16 protein-coding genes are annotated in these 18,011 nt (G+C 46.6%); 5 read left to right on the top strand and 11 right to left on the bottom strand.

The genetic code is table 11. From position 1 onward, the window contains the following. The first annotated feature begins 15 nt into the window (after window positions 1-15). From U0033_RS05395 to U0033_RS05385, 3 genes are all read left to right on the top strand, one after another. Window positions 16-1,449: an endonuclease/exonuclease/phosphatase family protein gene (locus tag U0033_RS05395; protein ID WP_083571897.1), complete on the top strand. Its 1,434-nt coding sequence runs from the start codon at window positions 16-18 to the stop codon at window positions 1,447-1,449. A 281-nt stretch (window positions 1,450-1,730) separates the two neighbouring features. Further along, window positions 1,731-2,705, top strand: coding sequence for a ribonucleotide-diphosphate reductase subunit beta (locus tag U0033_RS05390; protein ID WP_072365938.1), 975 nt, complete (start codon window positions 1,731-1,733; stop codon window positions 2,703-2,705). Window positions 2,706-2,801: 96 nt separating this feature from the next. Continuing rightward, window positions 2,802-4,505 (top strand): ribonucleoside-diphosphate reductase subunit alpha, encoded by a 1,704-nt coding sequence (locus tag U0033_RS05385; RefSeq protein WP_245801881.1) that lies wholly within the window; start codon window positions 2,802-2,804, stop codon window positions 4,503-4,505. Window positions 4,506-4,554: 49 nt separating this feature from the next. Here U0033_RS05385 and U0033_RS05380 read toward each other — a convergent pair whose 3' ends face one another. Next, window positions 4,555-5,184 carry a helix-turn-helix transcriptional regulator gene (locus tag U0033_RS05380; protein WP_072365934.1) on the bottom strand — a complete coding sequence of 210 codons (630 nt, stop codon included), beginning with the start codon at window positions 5,182-5,184 and terminating at the stop codon, window positions 4,555-4,557. A 126-nt stretch (window positions 5,185-5,310) separates the two neighbouring features. On the opposite strand from U0033_RS05380, the gene U0033_RS05375 reads away from it, so the two are divergent. After that, the gene (locus U0033_RS05375) at window positions 5,311-5,934 is read left to right on the top strand and encodes a superoxide dismutase (protein ID WP_072365932.1); all 624 of its coding nucleotides are present in this window, start codon (window positions 5,311-5,313) and stop codon (window positions 5,932-5,934) included. A gap of 190 nt (window positions 5,935-6,124) precedes the next feature. Here the strand turns inward: U0033_RS05375 and U0033_RS05370 are convergent, their stop codons facing one another. Further along, window positions 6,125-6,655, bottom strand: coding sequence for a dihydrofolate reductase family protein (locus U0033_RS05370; protein WP_072365930.1), 531 nt, complete (start codon window positions 6,653-6,655; stop codon window positions 6,125-6,127). A 48-nt stretch (window positions 6,656-6,703) separates the two neighbouring features. On the opposite strand from U0033_RS05370, the gene U0033_RS05365 reads away from it, so the two are divergent. Next, window positions 6,704-7,669: a LysR family transcriptional regulator gene (locus U0033_RS05365; RefSeq protein ID WP_245801880.1), complete on the top strand. Its 966-nt coding sequence runs from the start codon at window positions 6,704-6,706 to the stop codon at window positions 7,667-7,669. On the opposite strand, the gene U0033_RS05360 is transcribed toward U0033_RS05365, so the two are convergent. From U0033_RS05360 to U0033_RS05320, 9 genes are all read right to left on the bottom strand, one after another. Continuing rightward, complete coding sequence (locus U0033_RS05360) at window positions 7,629-8,168, bottom strand: GNAT family N-acetyltransferase (RefSeq protein WP_072365928.1); 540 nt, start codon at window positions 8,166-8,168, stop codon at window positions 7,629-7,631. The two genes, U0033_RS05365 and U0033_RS05360, sit on opposite strands and share 41 nt — an antisense overlap. Beyond that, complete coding sequence (locus tag U0033_RS05355) at window positions 8,143-9,318, bottom strand: MFS transporter (RefSeq protein WP_072365926.1); 1,176 nt, start codon at window positions 9,316-9,318, stop codon at window positions 8,143-8,145. The genes U0033_RS05360 and U0033_RS05355 overlap by 26 nt, the downstream gene beginning before the upstream one ends. Before the next feature lie 157 nt (window positions 9,319-9,475). Next, entirely contained in the window at window positions 9,476-11,023 is a 1,548-nt protein-coding gene (locus tag U0033_RS05350; protein WP_072365925.1) for an MFS transporter, read from the bottom strand. A 4-nt stretch (window positions 11,024-11,027) separates the two neighbouring features. After that, window positions 11,028-12,056 (bottom strand): HlyD family secretion protein, encoded by a 1,029-nt coding sequence (locus U0033_RS05345; RefSeq protein WP_072365923.1) that lies wholly within the window; start codon window positions 12,054-12,056, stop codon window positions 11,028-11,030. Continuing rightward, window positions 12,053-13,444 carry a TolC family protein gene (locus tag U0033_RS05340; RefSeq protein ID WP_072365921.1) on the bottom strand — a complete coding sequence of 464 codons (1,392 nt, stop codon included), beginning with the start codon at window positions 13,442-13,444 and terminating at the stop codon, window positions 12,053-12,055. The genes U0033_RS05345 and U0033_RS05340 overlap by 4 nt, the downstream gene beginning before the upstream one ends. Window positions 13,445-13,654: 210 nt before the next feature. Continuing rightward, window positions 13,655-14,530: an AraC family transcriptional regulator gene (locus U0033_RS05335; RefSeq protein WP_072365917.1), complete on the bottom strand. Its 876-nt coding sequence runs from the start codon at window positions 14,528-14,530 to the stop codon at window positions 13,655-13,657. Window positions 14,531-14,546: 16 nt separating this feature from the next. After that, window positions 14,547-15,866 carry a serine hydrolase gene (locus tag U0033_RS05330; protein ID WP_072365914.1) on the bottom strand — a complete coding sequence of 440 codons (1,320 nt, stop codon included), beginning with the start codon at window positions 15,864-15,866 and terminating at the stop codon, window positions 14,547-14,549. A 31-nt stretch (window positions 15,867-15,897) separates the two neighbouring features. After that, window positions 15,898-16,551: a FadR/GntR family transcriptional regulator gene (locus U0033_RS05325; RefSeq protein WP_072365912.1), complete on the bottom strand. Its 654-nt coding sequence runs from the start codon at window positions 16,549-16,551 to the stop codon at window positions 15,898-15,900. A 5-nt stretch (window positions 16,552-16,556) separates the two neighbouring features. Further along, on the bottom strand, window positions 16,557-18,011 hold the full coding sequence (locus U0033_RS05320; RefSeq protein ID WP_072365910.1) for an ATP-binding cassette domain-containing protein: 1,455 nt from the start codon (window positions 18,009-18,011) through the stop codon (window positions 16,557-16,559).

The raw sequence follows: 18,011 nt of genomic DNA, 5'->3' as shown, positions 1-18,011 counted from the left end.
ACCAAAGTATATTCCATGAGAAGAATTTTTGCTGCAATTATTTGCATTTGTGTGTTCAGCACGGGCTATGCCCAACAGCAGTATCCGTATTACAACGATATTCAGGCATTCAAAAAACAGGACTCGCTGGATGTTCCGACAGGCAATGAAATCCTTTTCGTAGGTAGCTCGTCCTTTACCTACTGGCAGGATGTCAACAACTATTTTCCGGGTCATCGCATTATAAACCGTGGTTTCGGGGGATCGAACCTGCTGGATGTTATCCATTATGCAAATGATGTGATCTTTGCCTATCATCCTAAACAGATCGTTATCTATTGCGGGGAAAACGACCTCGCCTCCGATACCGTGAAAGCACCCCTGGTATTAAAACGCTTTCAGACACTGTTTTCCATGATCCGGGCAAAGATGCCTGCTATCCCTATCTCCTATATTTCTATCAAGCCAAGCCCTAGCCGTGCCAGGTTAATACCCGAAACGGTAAAGAGCAACAAAGCCATTCAAAAATTCCTGGCCACACAGCCCAATACTTCTTTTATAGATGTATACAGCAAAATGATGCCGCTGAACCCTGCAATTTTCAAAGAGGACCAGCTGCATATGAAGCCGGTAGGCTACCGGATCTGGCAGAAAGAAATTGCGCCTCACCTCGTAGATCAGCAGATCAGCACCATGAAAGTAGCCACTTTCAACCTGCGCCTCAATATTGCCTACGATAGTGCCAATGCATGGCCCCACCGGAAAGATATGGCCCGCGACCTGATCCGCTATCACAAATTCGATGTATTCGGCGTACAGGAAGCCCTGATCGACCAGATGCAGGACCTGAATGCCATGGGTACCTATGCACATGTTGGCGTTGGCCGAAATGACGGGAAAGAAGGAGGAGAGTTCTCCGCGATCTTCTACAACAAGGATAAATACGAGCTGCTGAAATCCGGAAACTTCTGGTTATCACCCACTCCGGAGGTGCCATCTAAAGGTTGGGATGCAGCCTATATCCGCATTTGTACCTGGGCCCGCCTTAGCGAAAAGGCAACCGGCAAGGAGTTTTATTTCTTCAATACCCATTTTGACAACGAAGGCGTACTGGCCAGGGAAAACGCTGCAAAGATGATCCTGGAAAAAATCCATGAATTGTCTGATAGTCATACCCCTGTAATTATCACCGGTGATTTCAATTCCAACCCGGAAACCAGCGCCTATGGCACCATCGTAAAACAATTCCGGGATGCCAAACTGGTGTCTAAAACACCTCCTTATGGCCCTGACAGCACCTTCCAGGATTTTAAATACCACAACTGGACCAAAGTAGTAACCGAGGGTAGAATAGATTTTGTGTTCGTAAACGGTAATATAGAAGTGCTGGACTATGGAGTATTAACTGATTCCAGGGATCTGCGTTTCCCATCAGATCATTTTCCGGTAGTAAGTACAATCAGGTTTTAAATGGAGGAGCATTCCCATTTAACCGGCCCCTAACCACTCCCGCCAATTAACAGATGCCATAGGTATCAGTTAATTGGCGGTCTTTTTCCCCCAATTTTTTAAATCTGCTCAAAATCAGTCCTGGTAAAGAGAATGGTCATTCCAAAAACTGATTATCCCCATATGTTGATTTCTTTTTCCCCCCTTTTTTTTTATAATCGAGACATTTGCTTCCGGACATGATAGATGTGTTTTTATTATCATCTGTTATGACATTGTTTAAAGTTTAAAGAAAATCAGACATGGGATTATTTGACAAGAGGGTTCAGTACAAGCCATTTGAGTATCCGGAGGTTCTCCAGTATACGGATGCAATTAACAAATCTTTTTGGGTGCATTCAGAAGTGGATTTTACTGCCGACATTCAGGATTTTCATGCCCACCTATCTATACCAGAACAAAGCGCTATAAAAAACAGCCTGCTTTCTATCGCACAGGTAGAAGTAGCTGTGAAGTCATTTTGGGGTAACCTGTACCAGCATTTCCCAAAACCGGAAATGAATGGCCTGGGCTCCACCTTTGCAGAATGTGAATTCCGTCACTCAGAAGCATATTCCCGCCTCCTGGAGGTACTGGGGTACAACGATGAGTTCACCGAACTGATGAAAGTACCTATTATCCAGGAGCGTATCGGCTATCTGTCCGCTGCCCTGGAAAATGCGAAATCAAACGATAAGAAGGAATACACCATCTCCCTGATCCTCTTCAGCTTACTCATCGAAAATGTGAGCCTGTTCTCCCAGTTCGCAATCGTCCTCTCATTTACCCGTTTCAGGGGCCTGATGAAGAACGTGAGCAACATCATCGCATGGACTTCCGTGGATGAGCAGATCCATGCAAACGCAGGTATTTACCTGATCGGTAAAGTGAAGGAAGAATACCCGGATATCTTCACGCCGGAAGCTGTAAAGCAGGTCGTAGATATCGTAAAACTCTCCATTGAGACTGAAAGCAGAATGCTCGACTGGATCTTCAACGAAGGTGATATTGAGGTGATTAAGAAAGCGGACCTCATTAACTTCATGAAGAAGAGGGCAGACGATAGCTTACAGCAGATCGGCATCAATCCGATCTTCAATGTACCTGCCGAAGAGAGTGGTAAGATGCTGTGGTTTGAAGAAGAAATTTATTCTAACAGCCTGGACGATTTCTTTGCTAAACGTCCGGTAGAATATACTAAATTCGATAAGAGCATCTCCGCGCACGACTTGTTCTAGGATTTGATAATGATGGATTTAATAAGAAGATTTCCGATCTGGATTTGATCAGACCTGGTTTGAATTTGTTTTTAACTTTTTGATGATTAATAGATAATGATGACTTTATTTGAAACAGCCTCCCCAGAAACTGCTGTTACCAATGAACACGATAGTAACCGCCTGTGGTGGAAAAATGAAGAGAGTGAGCAGATCCTGAACAGGGGCTACTTACTGAAAGGTGAAACCGTAGAAGGTGCCATTGAAAGAATTTGTTCAGCCGCTGCACAGCGCCTGTATAAACCAGAGCTGAAAGACGTATTTAAAGAAATGATCGAAAGAGGTTGGATGAGCTTAAGCTCCCCGATCTGGGCGAATATGGGAACAGAAAGAGGCCTGCCTATTTCCTGTTTCAACGTACACATTCCTGACAATATCGAAGGTATCACCCACAAACTGGGTGAAGTGATCATGCAGACCAAACTGGGTGGCGGTACCTCCGCTTACTTCGGTTCCCTGCGTGAACGTGGTAGTGCGGTTACTGACAATGGTAAATCCAGCGGGGCAGTCAGCTTCATGCGCCTGTTCGACACGGCAATGGATACCATCAGCCAGGGTGGTGTAAGACGTGGTGCATTCGCCGCTTACATGGATATTGATCATGGCGACATCGAAGAATTCCTGTCTATCAAAGATATCGGGCATCCCATCCAGAACCTGTTCTATGGCGTTTGTGTGCCTGACTACTGGATGAAAGACATGATTGATGGTGATATGGAGAAAAGGCAGACCTGGGCAAAAGTCCTGGAAAGCCGTCAGCAAAAAGGGCTGCCATACATTTTCTTTACCGACAATGTAAACAGGCACAAACCCCAGGTCTACAAAGACCAGAACCTGACGATCCACGCCAGCAACCTGTGTTCCGAAATCATGCTGCCATCTACAGAAGAAGAATCCTTCATCTGTTGCCTGTCTTCCATGAACCTGGAACTGTACGATGAATGGAAAGATACCAACGCTGTAAAACTGGCGGTATTCTTCCTGGATGCAGTACTGCAGGAGTTCATCGTAAAGACAGAAGGTAATCACTTCCTGGAGCCTGCTAACCGTTTTGCAAAAAGACACCGTGCACTGGGTCTTGGCGTACTGGGATGGCATTCTTACCTCCAGAAGAACATGATCCCTTTCGAAGGGCTGCGTGCAAAACAACTGACATCTTCTATCTTCAAAGATATCCAGACCAAAGCCGAAAAAGCAAGTAAGGAACTGGCATGGATCTATGGCGAACCAGAATTGCTGAAAGGTTATGGCAAGAGAAATACCACCCTGCTGGCAATTGCGCCAACCACCTCTTCCAGCGCGATCCTGGGTCAGACATCTCCTGGTATCGAGCCATTCTCCAGCAACTACTTCAAGGCAGGCCTGTCAAAAGGTAACTTCATGCGTAAAAACAAATACCTGAAACCCCTGCTGGCAGAAAGAGGTATTGACAATGAAGAAACCTGGCGCAGCATCATGATGAACCACGGTAGCGTACAGCACCTGGATCAGCTGACGGCAGAAGAGAAAGAAGTATTCAAGACATTTAAGGAGATCAGTCAGCTGGAAATCATTCAGCAGGCATCCATCCGCCAGCAATATGTGGATCAGTCGCAGAGCCTGAACCTGAATATACCTTCCAATCTGCCTGTAAAAGAAGTGAACAGGTTATTGATACAAGCCTGGGAACTGGGCGTGAAAACCCTCTATTACCAACGCAGCCAGAGCGTTTCCAAGGAACTGGTAGCGAACCTGGTAACTTGTAAGAGTTGCGAAGGATAAGGATATTAAAAAGGGCCGCAGCGATGCGGCCCTTTTTTGTTAAATGCTTTTATTGTGGTTTTATTTTATACGCGCAACGCCGGCCCCCCTTTACAATATGTTCTACTCTTTCTACCGACACATGCTCCCCTAATACCGTCTTAAAAGTCTCCAGCTCCGCTCTGCAAAATCCCAGGCAGGCCTGTGCCGCCGAACAAATAGGGCAGTGGTTCTCTACTAATAGATACCCCTCCTCATTTTTGGAATAATCCGCCATATAGCCTTCCTCATCCCTGATCTTTGCCAATCCGCTCACCCTGCCTTCCAGGTCTTCAACACCGCTCAACTGGTGAAGGTATTTCCGCTGGCCATCCTTCCCATTCGCCTCAATAACTTCTAACAAGGCCGCTTCTCCCAGGGTATCCTGCATTTTCTTAATAAGACGTACCGTCAGCTCCGCATGCGTATCCGGGAACCTTGCATGCCCCAGCTGTGTTAATGACCATACCTGCTGCGGCCTGCCTTTTCCCTTCGATTCCGTGTGCGTTTCTACCAGGCCCTCATTAGACAATTTAATGAGCTGAAAACGAGCCCCTTCAGTACTCACATTCAAGTCTTTAGCTAAGGATACCAGGGGCTGAGGACCTTTCGTCTTCAGCAATAGCAGCGCTCTCTCATTATCGGGCAAAGTCATTTTCATAATAAACAAAGTAATTATTGGGTATAACAAAGATAGAACAAATCCTTTATCAAACTATTTAACCAAATAAACATTTGGTTTATTAAGTTAATTGTCTATCTTCGTACTGTTAAAAACGATCAGCATATGAGTACATACAAATTGGAGCCGTTACCATACGGATATGATGCATTAGAGCCAGTGATTGACACCCAGACAATGACCATCCATTATTCCAAACACCACCAGGCCTATGTCGATAACCTGAACAAAGGACTGGAAGGCAAACCTTATGCGGACCTCTCCCTGGAAGAGCTGTTCCGCAAGATCGGGGAACTGCCGCCGGTGATCCGCAATAATGGTGGTGGCCATTATAACCATAGTTTTTTCTGGCCACAGTTCTCCGCGCCATCCGAAAGAGAAGTGAACGGCGACCTTGCTACAGCCATCATACAGGAGTTTGGATCTGTTGCAGATTTCAAGACCAAATTTGCGGAAGCGGCAATGACCCGTTTTGGTTCAGGATGGGCATGGCTGATCTGGTCAACAGCAGAAAAGAAATTAAAGATCACCTCTACTGCCAACCAGGATAATCCCCTGATGGAGCTGGGTGAAATTGTGAAAGGAGAACCTTTGCTGGGTTTGGATGTGTGGGAGCATGCTTACTATTTACACTACCAGAACAAACGTGTGGAATATGTAGCTAATTTCTGGAAGATTGTTAATTGGGATGTCATCAACGAACGTTTTGCTAAAGCAAAAACTAAATAAGCCCTTGTAAATCGCGCAATATAATAAACCATTCTAAAATCTGGATGAAGTGCCTGCAAATGCAGCGCAAATTATACAGGACCTTTTGTAAAAGTTCATGCAATACACTGGTATATTCTTATACCAGTGTTGTTTTTTTATAAGAGGGGAAGCATAAAGAGGAGCAATTGAAGTTCCATTGCTCCTATCTTTATTGGCTTACTTTATAATGCAGCTGCGTTAATCCTTTCTCAAAATGTTTTACCGATACCAACTCTAATAATTGTTCCCCCCGGCCATCCTGGAACAATTTTGTGCCGCTGCCCAACAACACAGGAATGATCGAAATCACAAATTCATCAATCAGCTTGTCCTGTAATAACGCATTCACAATCTCTGCGCCCCCGTCACAAAAGATATTTTTACCTGCTTCCCTCTTAAGGTGGCTGACCAGTTCCTGTAAAGAGCCGGTGTAAAAATGCGTACTCCCGATACTTTCCCTTGCCGTCCGTGTAATTACATACGTGGTTTTATCCGCATGATGAAACTCCGGCACATGGCCCAGGATCCAGTCATAAGTCTTCCTGCCAATAATGACCGTATCGATGGTTTGAATAAATTCAGCATAGCCATAATCTTCTCCCTCTTTTTCTACAATAGATAGGAAACTCAGGTCGTCGTCCGCTTGGGCAATATATCCGTCTACGCTGGTAGCTATGTACAGGATCACTTTTCTTTCCATGGCCTACATTTAGTGTTTAATTGCATATTACTAAAATTATGGGGAATAATGATATTGATCATTACCACCGGCAGACCGATCTTATATCTTAGCGAAAACGTAGCTTCGGGCGTAAACCGATCTACCGCAAATATGGAGCATAGACAGCTTAAATACTTTCTGAAGGCACAGGAGCTACTCAGCTTTACCGAAGCAGCACAACAGCTGCATATCAGTCAGAGTACTCTCTCACAGCAGATCAAACAACTGGAAACGGAACTAAACACGCCGCTCTTTAACCGTATTGGCAGACAGATCACACTGACCGAAGCCGGGAAATTGTTTACTGATTATGCCAAGCAGTCAGTGAAAAAGGCCGAAGATGGATTGCAGATGATCAGGGACCTGAACAACCTGCACATCGGTACCGTGACCGTAGGCGTGGCTTATAGTCTGAAGAACTTTTTTACAAAAGCCCTGATCCAGTTTGCCGCGGAGTTCCCTCATATCAATATGAAAGTGGTATACGATTCTTCCCTCGGATTGTTCGACCGCCTGGACCAGTTCGAACTGGATTTCAGCCTGGCCTTTCATGAAGGCATAGATGTACCGCATTTCAATTACCAGGAATTGTTCAGCAGCCCCATGGTGGTGGTGGCCAAGAAAGAATCCAAGCTGGCCAGGAAAAAGATCATCTCACTGGATGAGATCTGCCAGCTGCCCCTGGTCATTGCTACAAGGGGATACAGCAGCAGTCATATCATCAGTAAAACATTTACGAGATATGGATTGGATCCGAAATTCTCCATCGAGGTCAATGATATTCCTACCGTATTGGACCTCGTGAAAACAGGCAAGTGGTATAGCATCGTAGTACAAACGAGTGTAATTGACAAAGACCTGGTAACGATCCCTATCGATGAAAAATCACTGGTGCGCAATACAAATATTATCTCGCTGAAAGAAGCCTATGAAACAAAGGCGATCAAGGAATTTAAAAAGATCCTGCTGGAGTTGAAGCATGAGGATGAGTAAGTACTTTCTCATATGCCTTCCTGGCTGAGCCACGGAAATAAACTTCCCCGCAGTATACATACCCGCTTTTTTCGAAAGCGCCCATCATTTTAGGATTGTCAAAGTTCGTATCTGCCCGCACACTGTGAATGCCATGCAGTAAAGCATATTCATCAATATAATTGAGCATGATTTTCGAAAGCCCTTTCCCCAGGTGCTTTTCAGAGATGGCCACGCGGTGGTATACCACAAAATCGCCCTCCGTCAGCCATTTCCCATCAATAACGCCATATGCAGGTTCGTCGTTGATGAGGATCGCTACATAACCCAGGATCTCATCGCCTTCCGTAAGCACAAATCCATGCCCTTTTTCGATGTCTCCTTTTACCACATCCGGGTTCGGATAGCCGTCCTGCCACTGCTTGCTGCCATCCGCCTTCCTTCTTTGAATGGCCTGTGCCAGTATCTCCCAGATGGCCGGTTGTTCATGCAGACTAGCTTTTCTGAAATTGTAATTCATATGATTTGATATACCGGATTAATACAAGATTGATCAATAAGAGTGCGCAGAGCGAACATAAATAAGTGGTAGTACCGAATTGCTGGATCATGAACCCGCCGATAAAAGGTGCCGCCGCCTGTGCGATAAGTGGCATGCGTGCCAGCCGGCCTATGACCAGGGGATATTGTTCAGGACCATAAATTGATAATGGTAAAGTGCCTCTCAACACAGACCGCATGCCGTTTCCGATCCCAAAGATAATTATTCCTATGGTAGCAAGACTGGGATGGAAGAAGAGCAGGCCGATACCCAATAGCATGGCAAAGGTGGAAATGAAGGCCATCTCTACCGCGCTCCTGTTAGCAATCAGCATTTCCAGGGTACGGGCGGCAGACTGGCTAGGCCCCAGGAATGCCACGATCATCAGGATGGTAGACATATCGATTTTCTTTGCACGCAGGATGTCGATGAGGTGAACTACCACCCCAGTGGTAATAAGGGCGCCAATGGTGAAGTTGGCCAGCAAGAGGTAAAAGATCGGAGTACGGAAAGAAATGCTGCCACCAGCGGAAACCTGCACCTTTGGCGGCACGGGTCTGAAGATATATTTATGTAAAGGATAAATGCCGACCATTAAGATCCCCGCCAATGTAAAACAGGTATGCCGCCATCCCAGTTCGTGTAACAAAAAAGAGGTAAAAGGCCATGAAAGAGACGGCGCGAGACTGGCGATCAGTGTCACCCAGACAATCACCTTCCTTGCCTTGCCGCCGAACAGCTTGCCCAGTGAGGCAAATAGCGCATCATATAAGCCCATGCCCATACCAATGCCGATGACAATCCAACCCAGTACAAACAAGGCATAGCTTGTTGCCAGTCCGACGATGATAAGGCCAATACCCATCACAATTCCTGCGTAGTGAAGGATATAGTTCTGCGTGGTGTGCTGGATCAGTTTCCCGATGGCTGGTAGTAACAAACCCGAGATGAGCAGGGCCAGGGAAAGGCAGCCATATACCTGCTGATAAGACCAGCCGGTTTCCTGCATAATCGGTGCGGATAATACGGATAAGATGAAATAAGAACCACCCCACAGGATGATCTGTGAAAATCCTGCCAGGAACAGGACGGTGTAGGGAGGTTTTGAATTTTCAATAAGCTGTTCCATAAATCTCTGCAAAGGTCTGAAGTTTGATGGATCGGCCAAACCTTATTTTTCTATCTAAACCATCGAAAATATCGATGGATGGTCAGGGCTGCCTCAAAAACGTGAGACACCCCCTTTTTATCCGGCTACCGGGGGGCGCATTCCGCCCCCCTTCCTTTTACTTTTGATAGAACTTCATTTTCCTGACGTAGTTCCATCCCGGCATCCGCCGCACAAATGGTTGCTGGAAGTGATAAAAAATAATACCCACTACGATGACCATTCCCATCACTGTTACCAGACCAAATATATCCCTGCCCGCCAGCAGCAATGATTGCAGGTAAAACTTACCATACAATGCCCCTGCCGGCATATGCCCGGTCTGGACGGCATCCGTCTTAGCCGCCAGTTTAAGCAGGTAATCCGTCACCTTATGATGCTCAAGGTCACCAATCGCAGCCCCCGCCATCGTGCCCCCGATCGCATTCCTGGCCAACCCCACAATAAACAACGCCTGCGGAAAAAGCGGGAACGATACATCCTTCATCATATACTTAGCCACACCCACATAAACAATCAGGTTCCCAAATCCCCTCAGCATATAAGGCAGCCCTAGAATCTCTTTGCCCGCCGCGGAACTGAAACAAAAGAAGAGCAGACCATGATATAGGGTCAGGCTTGTAAAACCCAGGGCAAACAACCACCTGAATGGCCCGTTAATCTTAGTAAACCAGATGAGTGAAAAAACGGCGGCTAACAAGATCCCCGCTGCCACCCACCAGTTCAGGTTGATCGTATTCACCCTGTCCAGTTTCATGATAGCGGCAGTAAAAGGACTTAAAATACTGTTGCTCGTATTCAGAAATATCTGCAGCAGTAAGATCATCACGACTGAAATATTCACGTTCCGGAACTTAAAACACACGGGTAAAATATAGGCTCTCCGCGTGCTCACCGTTCGCAGGTAAACAAGTGGCGCCAGCAATCCAATCAACACCGTCGCATAAACTATTTTCTCTGATGCCAGCCAGTCTTCCAATTGTCCATAAGCCGCTACAAAGGCAATGGTCATCAGCAGCATAGACCACAATGCCATCCCTTTCCAGTCGATCCCTACCAATGGTAATTTCCTGATCACCCGTATCGGGCGCAGGAAAACAAGCACCAGTAGAATTTGTACGCCCAGCATCCCGCTCATTATGTAGTACATCAGTTGCCAGTTGTAATGATCCGCCAGGTATACCGCCATCAAACCGGATAATTGTACACTTAACAATACCACCGTATACACCACGCTGAAAAAGATCCCGAAATCACGACTGGGCGTAATGATCAGCTGAATGGAACTGAAGGACTCAAAGGTGCCCACCATTTTAAATGCACCAATAAAGAAACCTGCCACCACTAATACAGGGATCGAGCTGGTATATACACTCACCAGGATCAATACCAGCGTCACTGCTGACGTAACAAGTAAGATCTCCTGTGATAAATACCTGAACTTAAACCTGAATAATAATGGAAATACTACGCACATGCCCACCATCGATGCCTGGAAAGCATAAGACAGATCCTCCCTGTAAAACTGGTTAGCACCAATGATCTCGCCCAACAGGCTCATATACACCCCATTCGAAAACTGGAATGTAAACACAAAGAGCAGGTAAAGCAGCAAGCCTGCATTATTGGGCACCCAGGGCTTTAAAGCCGCAATCCGATTATTCATAGCCTTATTTTGAAATGGTCACTACGGCATTCATTCCTGCACGCAGCTGGGATAAAAGAGCCTTGTCATTATCTGCTGTAAACTCCACCCGTACGGGTATACGTTGCTGCACCTTTACGAAATTGCCGGTCGCATTGTCCGTCGGCACCATAGAAAATACGGCTCCCGTAGCAGTCGCAATAGACTGCACCTGGCCGCTGAACTCCTTGTCAGGAAAGGCATCAATATGAATGCGTACCTTTTTTCCCACCTGCACCTGTGGCATTTGTTTCTCCCGGAAGTTCACTGTCACCCATTTCTGTTTATCATCTACCACACTTACAATAGGCTGTCCCTGTTGCACCAGCTGGCCTACGATGATCGTCTTCCGGCCAATCGTGCCATCGCAGGGAGCGAGGATCACTGTATAGCTGAGGTTCAGGTTGGCCATCTCCAGGTTCGCTTCCGCTCTTTTGATATTGGCTTCATTCACAGAAACCCGGTTGCTGGCTTCCGTAACAGAGCGGGAGGAGGCGGTTTTAACATTCTCCAGTGATAGGAGGCGGGCTTTCAGGGATTCGTAATCGCTGGCTGCCTGGTCATATTGCTGCTGGGTAATAGATTCCTGTTTCAGCAGGATCTCATAGCGTTGCAGGTTCTTTTCCGCGTTCCAGAGCCGTGCCCTGATCTCCCCGATGTTCGCATCAGAAATTGAAAGATTACTTTGTACTGTGCTTACGGTAGACTGTGCCACAGACTTGCCTGCCTGTGCATCGAGCAGTCCTGCTTCAGCCAGGGATCTCTGTACCAGGTAATCACCTGGATCGATGATGACGAGGGTATCACCCTTGTGTACTTGCTGGAATTCGGTAAAACGGATCTCCCTGATATACCCGCCCACCCGGGCATTGACAGGGGAGAGGAGTTGTTGTACCTGCGCATCATCACTCATTTCCCTGGTACTGAGATGAAAGAAATACCTGGTTGCGATCACGATGGCCGCTACTGCAATCAGTCCAAAGAATATATTAAAAGCAAGGTTCTTTTTCTTCATAACTTTCCTGTTGTTCTTAGTAATTGATAGTATGTAAATGCGATATGTGCCTGTGCGGTTTGCAATTGCAGCTCTGCTGATAAGCGTGCATTGCTGGCATCCATGACATCGGTAATGAGCATCAGTTGCTGGTGGTAACTGTTGGTGACACGGCGATAGTTTTCATTGGCCAGGGCCAGCTCTTTTTTCATGGCAGTCAGTTGATCAATAGATTCCCTGTAATGTTTGTATGCCTCGTAAACAGTGGTGCGTACATGCTCTTCACCCAGGGTAGCTGCCATACGGGCTTGTGTAATGCGCTGTTCAGCGGTTTTTGATTTGCGCTTGTTTGTATACAAACTGCCAATGTCATAGTTCAGGCGCACACCTGCCATCCATAGGTTGGAATAGATGTCAATAGCTGGAAGGTCGTATATGAATGGGCGGTTAAAATTACTGGTGGCAAATAAACTGATGGAGGGGAGGCGATCTGCGCGAACCATTTTGAAACTCTTTTCAGCAGCTGAAATGGCGAGTCGATTCGTAGCAAGATCGGGATTGTAAAGGGCTGCTGTTTTTTGGTATTCGGGCAGGCTGGGCTCCCGGGCGGGCATCGTGTTTTCATAACCAGGGTATGCACGTTCCTGTTCAGGTAGTTTGGCCTTAGCACCTGCCAGCATACCTTCATGATCAACACCACTGATTTCCTCCGGCACAATCACCGTATGCTCCGGCAAATCCACCATCTCCACCAGTTTATTATTAATGATATCAATGTTGTTATTGAGCTTTAATAAGGCCAGTTCCATATTGGCCACCAGCAACTCGCTTCGCACAAAATCACTTTTTAGGGCAGTACCTGCATCATAGCGGTTTTTGATCTTGTCCTGCAGGAGTTTGCTCTCGGCAATGTTCTCTTCATACACCCTGCGTTGCTTCAATAAACTATACAGATCGAGGTAGTAGCCGGACAGGACCAGTTTCACATCCTGGTTCGCTCTTTCATAATTCAGGCCGGCAATCCTTTCTTCAATAGAAGCCAGTTTAATGCCCGTATTCAGCTTATCGCCGGCATAGACGATATACGATGCCATCAGGCCATAGTTATTAGAAAAATGAGGCATTTCATAAGATCCTGAAGGCATGCTCCCTAATCCTATCACGGCCACATTGCCGAGGTAGCCCGCATCTGCAGTAAAATTTAAATAGGGGAGTTTTGACAATTTCGCTTCGTCTGACATTGCTTTGGCCACGTCTATGGCTGCCTGTGAGAGTTTTAACTGCCTGCTGTGGGATTGTGCAGTGGCAATAAGCTGCTGAAGTGATAGCGGTAAAGTGTCATTTGGTGCGGCATAGCCTGTTGCCGCGTACAGCAGCAGGCATAGCACCGGAATGTTTTGCAGTTTCAATGTACGTAATATTTATACATGCAAATTTCCGGCGTAAAATGGGTGGATATATAGTGATATGCCCCCTAAATATGCTTAAAAGGAAGTTTCTATTGGGGGGTACGATAGCTGGATGGCATATGCCCGGTATGTTTCTTAAAAGGAAGTTTCTATTGGGCGGTACGATAGCTACTCGGCGTATGCCCCCGTATGTTTCTTAAAAAAAAGCTTCTACTGAGCCGTACGATACCTGCTCGGCGTATGCCCCGTATGTTTCTTAAAGAAATGACTGAAATGAAACTGGTCAGAAAAACCAAGACTCTCCGCAACCTGGCTAACAGACAATGCCGGGTTATCCAGCATCACCCGCGCATCCAGTATAATCATTTCCGTGATAAAGTCTCTCGCCGTCTTGCCCGTCTTCTCTTTCAAGGCCTGCGTCAGGTATTTCGCATTCACAAATAATTTCCCCGCATAAAACCCCACCTCATGTTCCTCCCTGAAATGCATAGGCAGGAGCTGCAAAAACCGGTACACCAGGTTATCCTTCCTGTTAGAAGGTACCATCTCCGCCTGCTGACTGTGCGTTTCATTATAAGTCATACCCAGTTGCAGGATAGTCGCCTGGAAGATCAGGTCAATGATCGTGTTATCAGTATCCGGCACCAGCTGTAGCAACAGGGTAAATAAATGCCGCATCTTCTCGGAAGCAGCTGGAGCCGCCTGTAAATGCGGCTCAAACTCGCTTCCGAAAAAATGGAATAGTTCAATATGCTTTTTGTAAAATCCTGATTTGAAAAGATACTCAGGGGTAAAGAACAATCCGCCAAAACGTAGATGAGGACTACCTTGCAGCAGCTCCCTGATCGCTGAGGGATGAATAATCATCATTTCCCCCGCCTGCAGCTGATACGCCGACAGGTTCACCTTAAATTGTAAGCTCCCTTCAAAAATATAGATCACAGAGAAATGGCTGGAACGGAAAGGCCGCCCATGCACCCGCCTGGATTCATCATGTTCACTGTTGAATACCAGGATCCCATCAGCTGCCTGTTTCAGGCCAAGGTCATGAGAGATCTCAGGTATTTCTATAAATTTCAATTTCATGCAAGTGGCACAAATTCTATTTAGCACTCAGGATGTCTTTCACACGACCATTCTTCGGATCTAATTCCATCACCTTTTTATAATTCACCTCCGCATTGGCCTTATCACCTATCTGCAGATATGCATTCCCTAAACATTCATAAGCAGCCGCGCTACCCGGGAACAGTTTTACATTCAGCTTAAACAAGGCAATCCCAAACCCGGTCTGCTTTGCCTGCATAAAAATATCTCCATTCGCATTCAAAAAACCAGCATCGAATTTCTTCCCATCTGACTCGCACAATTCCTTCACATGTTGCTCTACATAAGGCATTCCATTCCCCGTAATCCATTTATACAGCGTGAGCTGTGTAGGCGGCGTAAAGGGTTTATAGCTACCATCTTTCATCACCGAACGCACGCGCGGTGCAATGCGATCTGCAGACTCCCCCATATTACACAGGATCACGTAACTATATCCGTCTTCAGTATAGCCTATTGCAGATGTCCATGTCGGCAAACTCCCTGTCAGGTCCATGTCCAGCGGATAATTATAATGGGAGGGGAGCTGTTGTTTCCGTTTCGCTTCCACGAATTTCAGCATATCATCCAGGGTCGTATAAATCCCTTCATCAGGATGACCATTCTCAATATCATCCACATTGGTTTTCGTACCATCCGGGTTCAGGAGCTGACCATAGGCACGGTTCGTACTGGCCAGTTTTTCTGCCTTGGTATATGCTATTGAAGTCATCCCCAATGGGGTGCCGATCCTGGTCCGCACGGCATCTCCAAAAGACTGTCCGGTGATCTTCTCAATGACCGCACCCAGTACTATATACGCAGAATTGGAATACGCCTCGCCCGTGCCCGGATCAAATAACAGGGGCTGCCAGGAAATGATCTGCAGCAGGTCGTGCAGTTTAAAATCCGTCTTCCTGATCTTTGCATAATCCGGGCTATGCTCATAATCCCCCAGGCCGGAACGCTTGGTCAGCAACTGTGCCACGGTGATGGCCTTGCCCGTTTTAGGCGGAAAAATATCCACGAACTGGTCTACAGAAGACAGTTCATCGAGGTCTCCTTCAGCGATGAGCTGGCGGATAATTTCTTCAGTAAATTGTTTGGTAAGATAACTTGTATTATACAGGGTATTGGCGGTCAGGGGTCTTTTGCTGCTGTTCTCAGAATAGCCGTTTTGCTTGCCGTAAATTACAGCACCATCTTTCAGAATCACGGCTTGTCCTGAGAACATGCCCGACTCTATGGCCTGCCGGAATAGTTGCGTGAAGGGTTGTGCATAGGTCGGAATAGTCAGAATTATAGCCAGCCCCAATAAATACATGGCCTTTTTCATAGGTATTTTTGGGCGTAAATGTACGTTATATTCAATATTCGAGTATCTCCTTTATAGCGGCAACGGCCTGTTCGCAGTCCTGGCGGGTAATGGCATCTAATAATTCTGCATGCAGTTCCTGGGTCACGGTCATAATCGTCGTATCTCTCATTGTATCCAGCAGGTATCTCTTTACATGTTTGGCAGTCGCCTTGTACAGGTCTTCCAGCACCGGGTTGCAGGTGGCATGGGCCATACAGCTATGGAAGGCCAGGTCCTCGTCAATGCTTTGCTCGATCTGGCCCGTCTTTCCAAAATGATCCCTGCGCTGCAGCACATCTGCCATGCTGCGGATATCCGCTTCCGTTCGGTTCATGGCCGCTTTCTCCGCCATCTTGATCTCCAGCCAGGCGCGTACTTCGTCTATGTGCCTAGTATCGGCCTTGCTCAGGCGTACATCGATGGGTTCGCGGGAACTCACCAGCTCATTCACAAAAGATCCTACCCCATGGCGCACATCGAGAATCCCGATATTGGCCAGCAGTTTAATCGCTTCCCTGATGGTAGAGCGGCCCACCCCAAAAGAAGCCATCATATCCGTTTCATTCGGCAGCTTTTCGCCTACCTGGTAGGTACCATTGACTATCAGGTCATTGATGCGATCCGCTACTTCTTCTGCAAGTGTTTTCCTGTGTATTTTAGTCATGTCAGCTATTGAATCGTTTCTATTTTTACCACATGTCCTTTATCCAGCAAAATTCTTTTCTCCAGGCAGGAAGGAAGGGCCGATTCGTAATGGCCTACATAAATTAAGGTTGTTCCGTTAGCGCAAAGTTTGTCTACAAACTTATTGAAGTATTGTGTCTGGTCATTGTCCAGGCCCTGGCAAGGTTCATCCAGGATCAGTAATTCCGGGTTCTTGATAATCGCTCTTGCCAGCAATGCCAGGCGTTGTTTCCCTAAGGGCAGCGTATTGAGCAGCTCGTGCTGCACCTCTTTCAGGTGCAGGAAATCAATGATCTCCCTCACCTTCAGCGTCTGCGAATAAGGCAACTGCTTGAACAAGCCAATAGAATCATAAAATCCCGATGCAATACTGGTGAACACCGTCGCGGCGGGGTCGAAGTACCAGTGCAGTTCCGGGCTGATTAAACCGATCTTTTCCTTGATCTCCCAGATGCTTTCTCCGCTGCCACGTTGCTTGCCAAAGAGGAAGAGGCCATCTACATAAGACTGTGGATGGTCCGCACAAACAAGGCTCAGTAAGGTAGACTTACCGGATCCGTTATGCCCCTGCAACAGCCATTTCTCACCTGCCTTTACTTCCCAGTTGATGTTGTTCAGCACCTGTTTCTCACCATAGTGAATATTCATGCCGCTCATCTTCACCACCTGGTCTGCATGATACACGGGTTTCTCCGTGAGGAATGCGGGCAGTGGCGCCAGTTCGTGCAGGATTTCAGATGAATGTTCATTGGTCGCCGACGTGACTAACTGACCATCAATGATCCGGGCATACATATGCACGTTACCGGGTACGCCGGAATCGTTGGTGATCAGGATATATTGCGCCCCCTGGGAGGAAAATTCTTCCAGCAGGGTATTTAAGTTCTTTCTGGAGGCTACGTCCAGACCTGCATATGGCTGGTCCAGGATCAGTAGTTGTGGTTTGAGCCAGAGGGCCTTGATTAGCTGGAGCTTTTTGTGTTCACCGCTGGAGAGCTCTATCAGCTGTGAGTCCAGCAATTCCCTGTATCCGAGTGCATCGATAATCTTATCGGCATCAGCTAAGTGGAGATGCTTTTCTTTTCCAAAGACTTTAAAATCGCCTTCTACAGTCAGTGTTTCTCTCGCCTGTTTACGGTTATAGCGCTGCTGGTAGTAAAAATTAGCATCGCCTTCTAAATTCCTGAAGTGGTACCAGTTGGATACGTAGAGTACCTGTTGTGGAAGAATGCTGTTCTTATCAAAATTATATTCAATGCTGCCGTCGATTCCTTTCGGTGTTTCTATTAGTTGGGCAAGGCTTGTTTTTCCGCTTCCACTAATTCCGTTCAGCACCCAGTTTTGTCCACGAACTATATTCCAGCTTAAATTATCTAATACAATCTTGTCTTTAAACCTGAGGTGCAGGTTTAAAATACTAACAACGGACTCTGACATCAT

The sequence above is a fragment of the Chitinophaga sancti genome (genome assembly GCF_034424315.1).
GTDB classification, from domain to species: Bacteria; Bacteroidota; Bacteroidia; order Chitinophagales; family Chitinophagaceae; genus Chitinophaga; species Chitinophaga sancti.
Note: the sequence above shows the minus strand (reverse complement) of the source record. Positions and strands in the feature narration are given on the sequence as shown.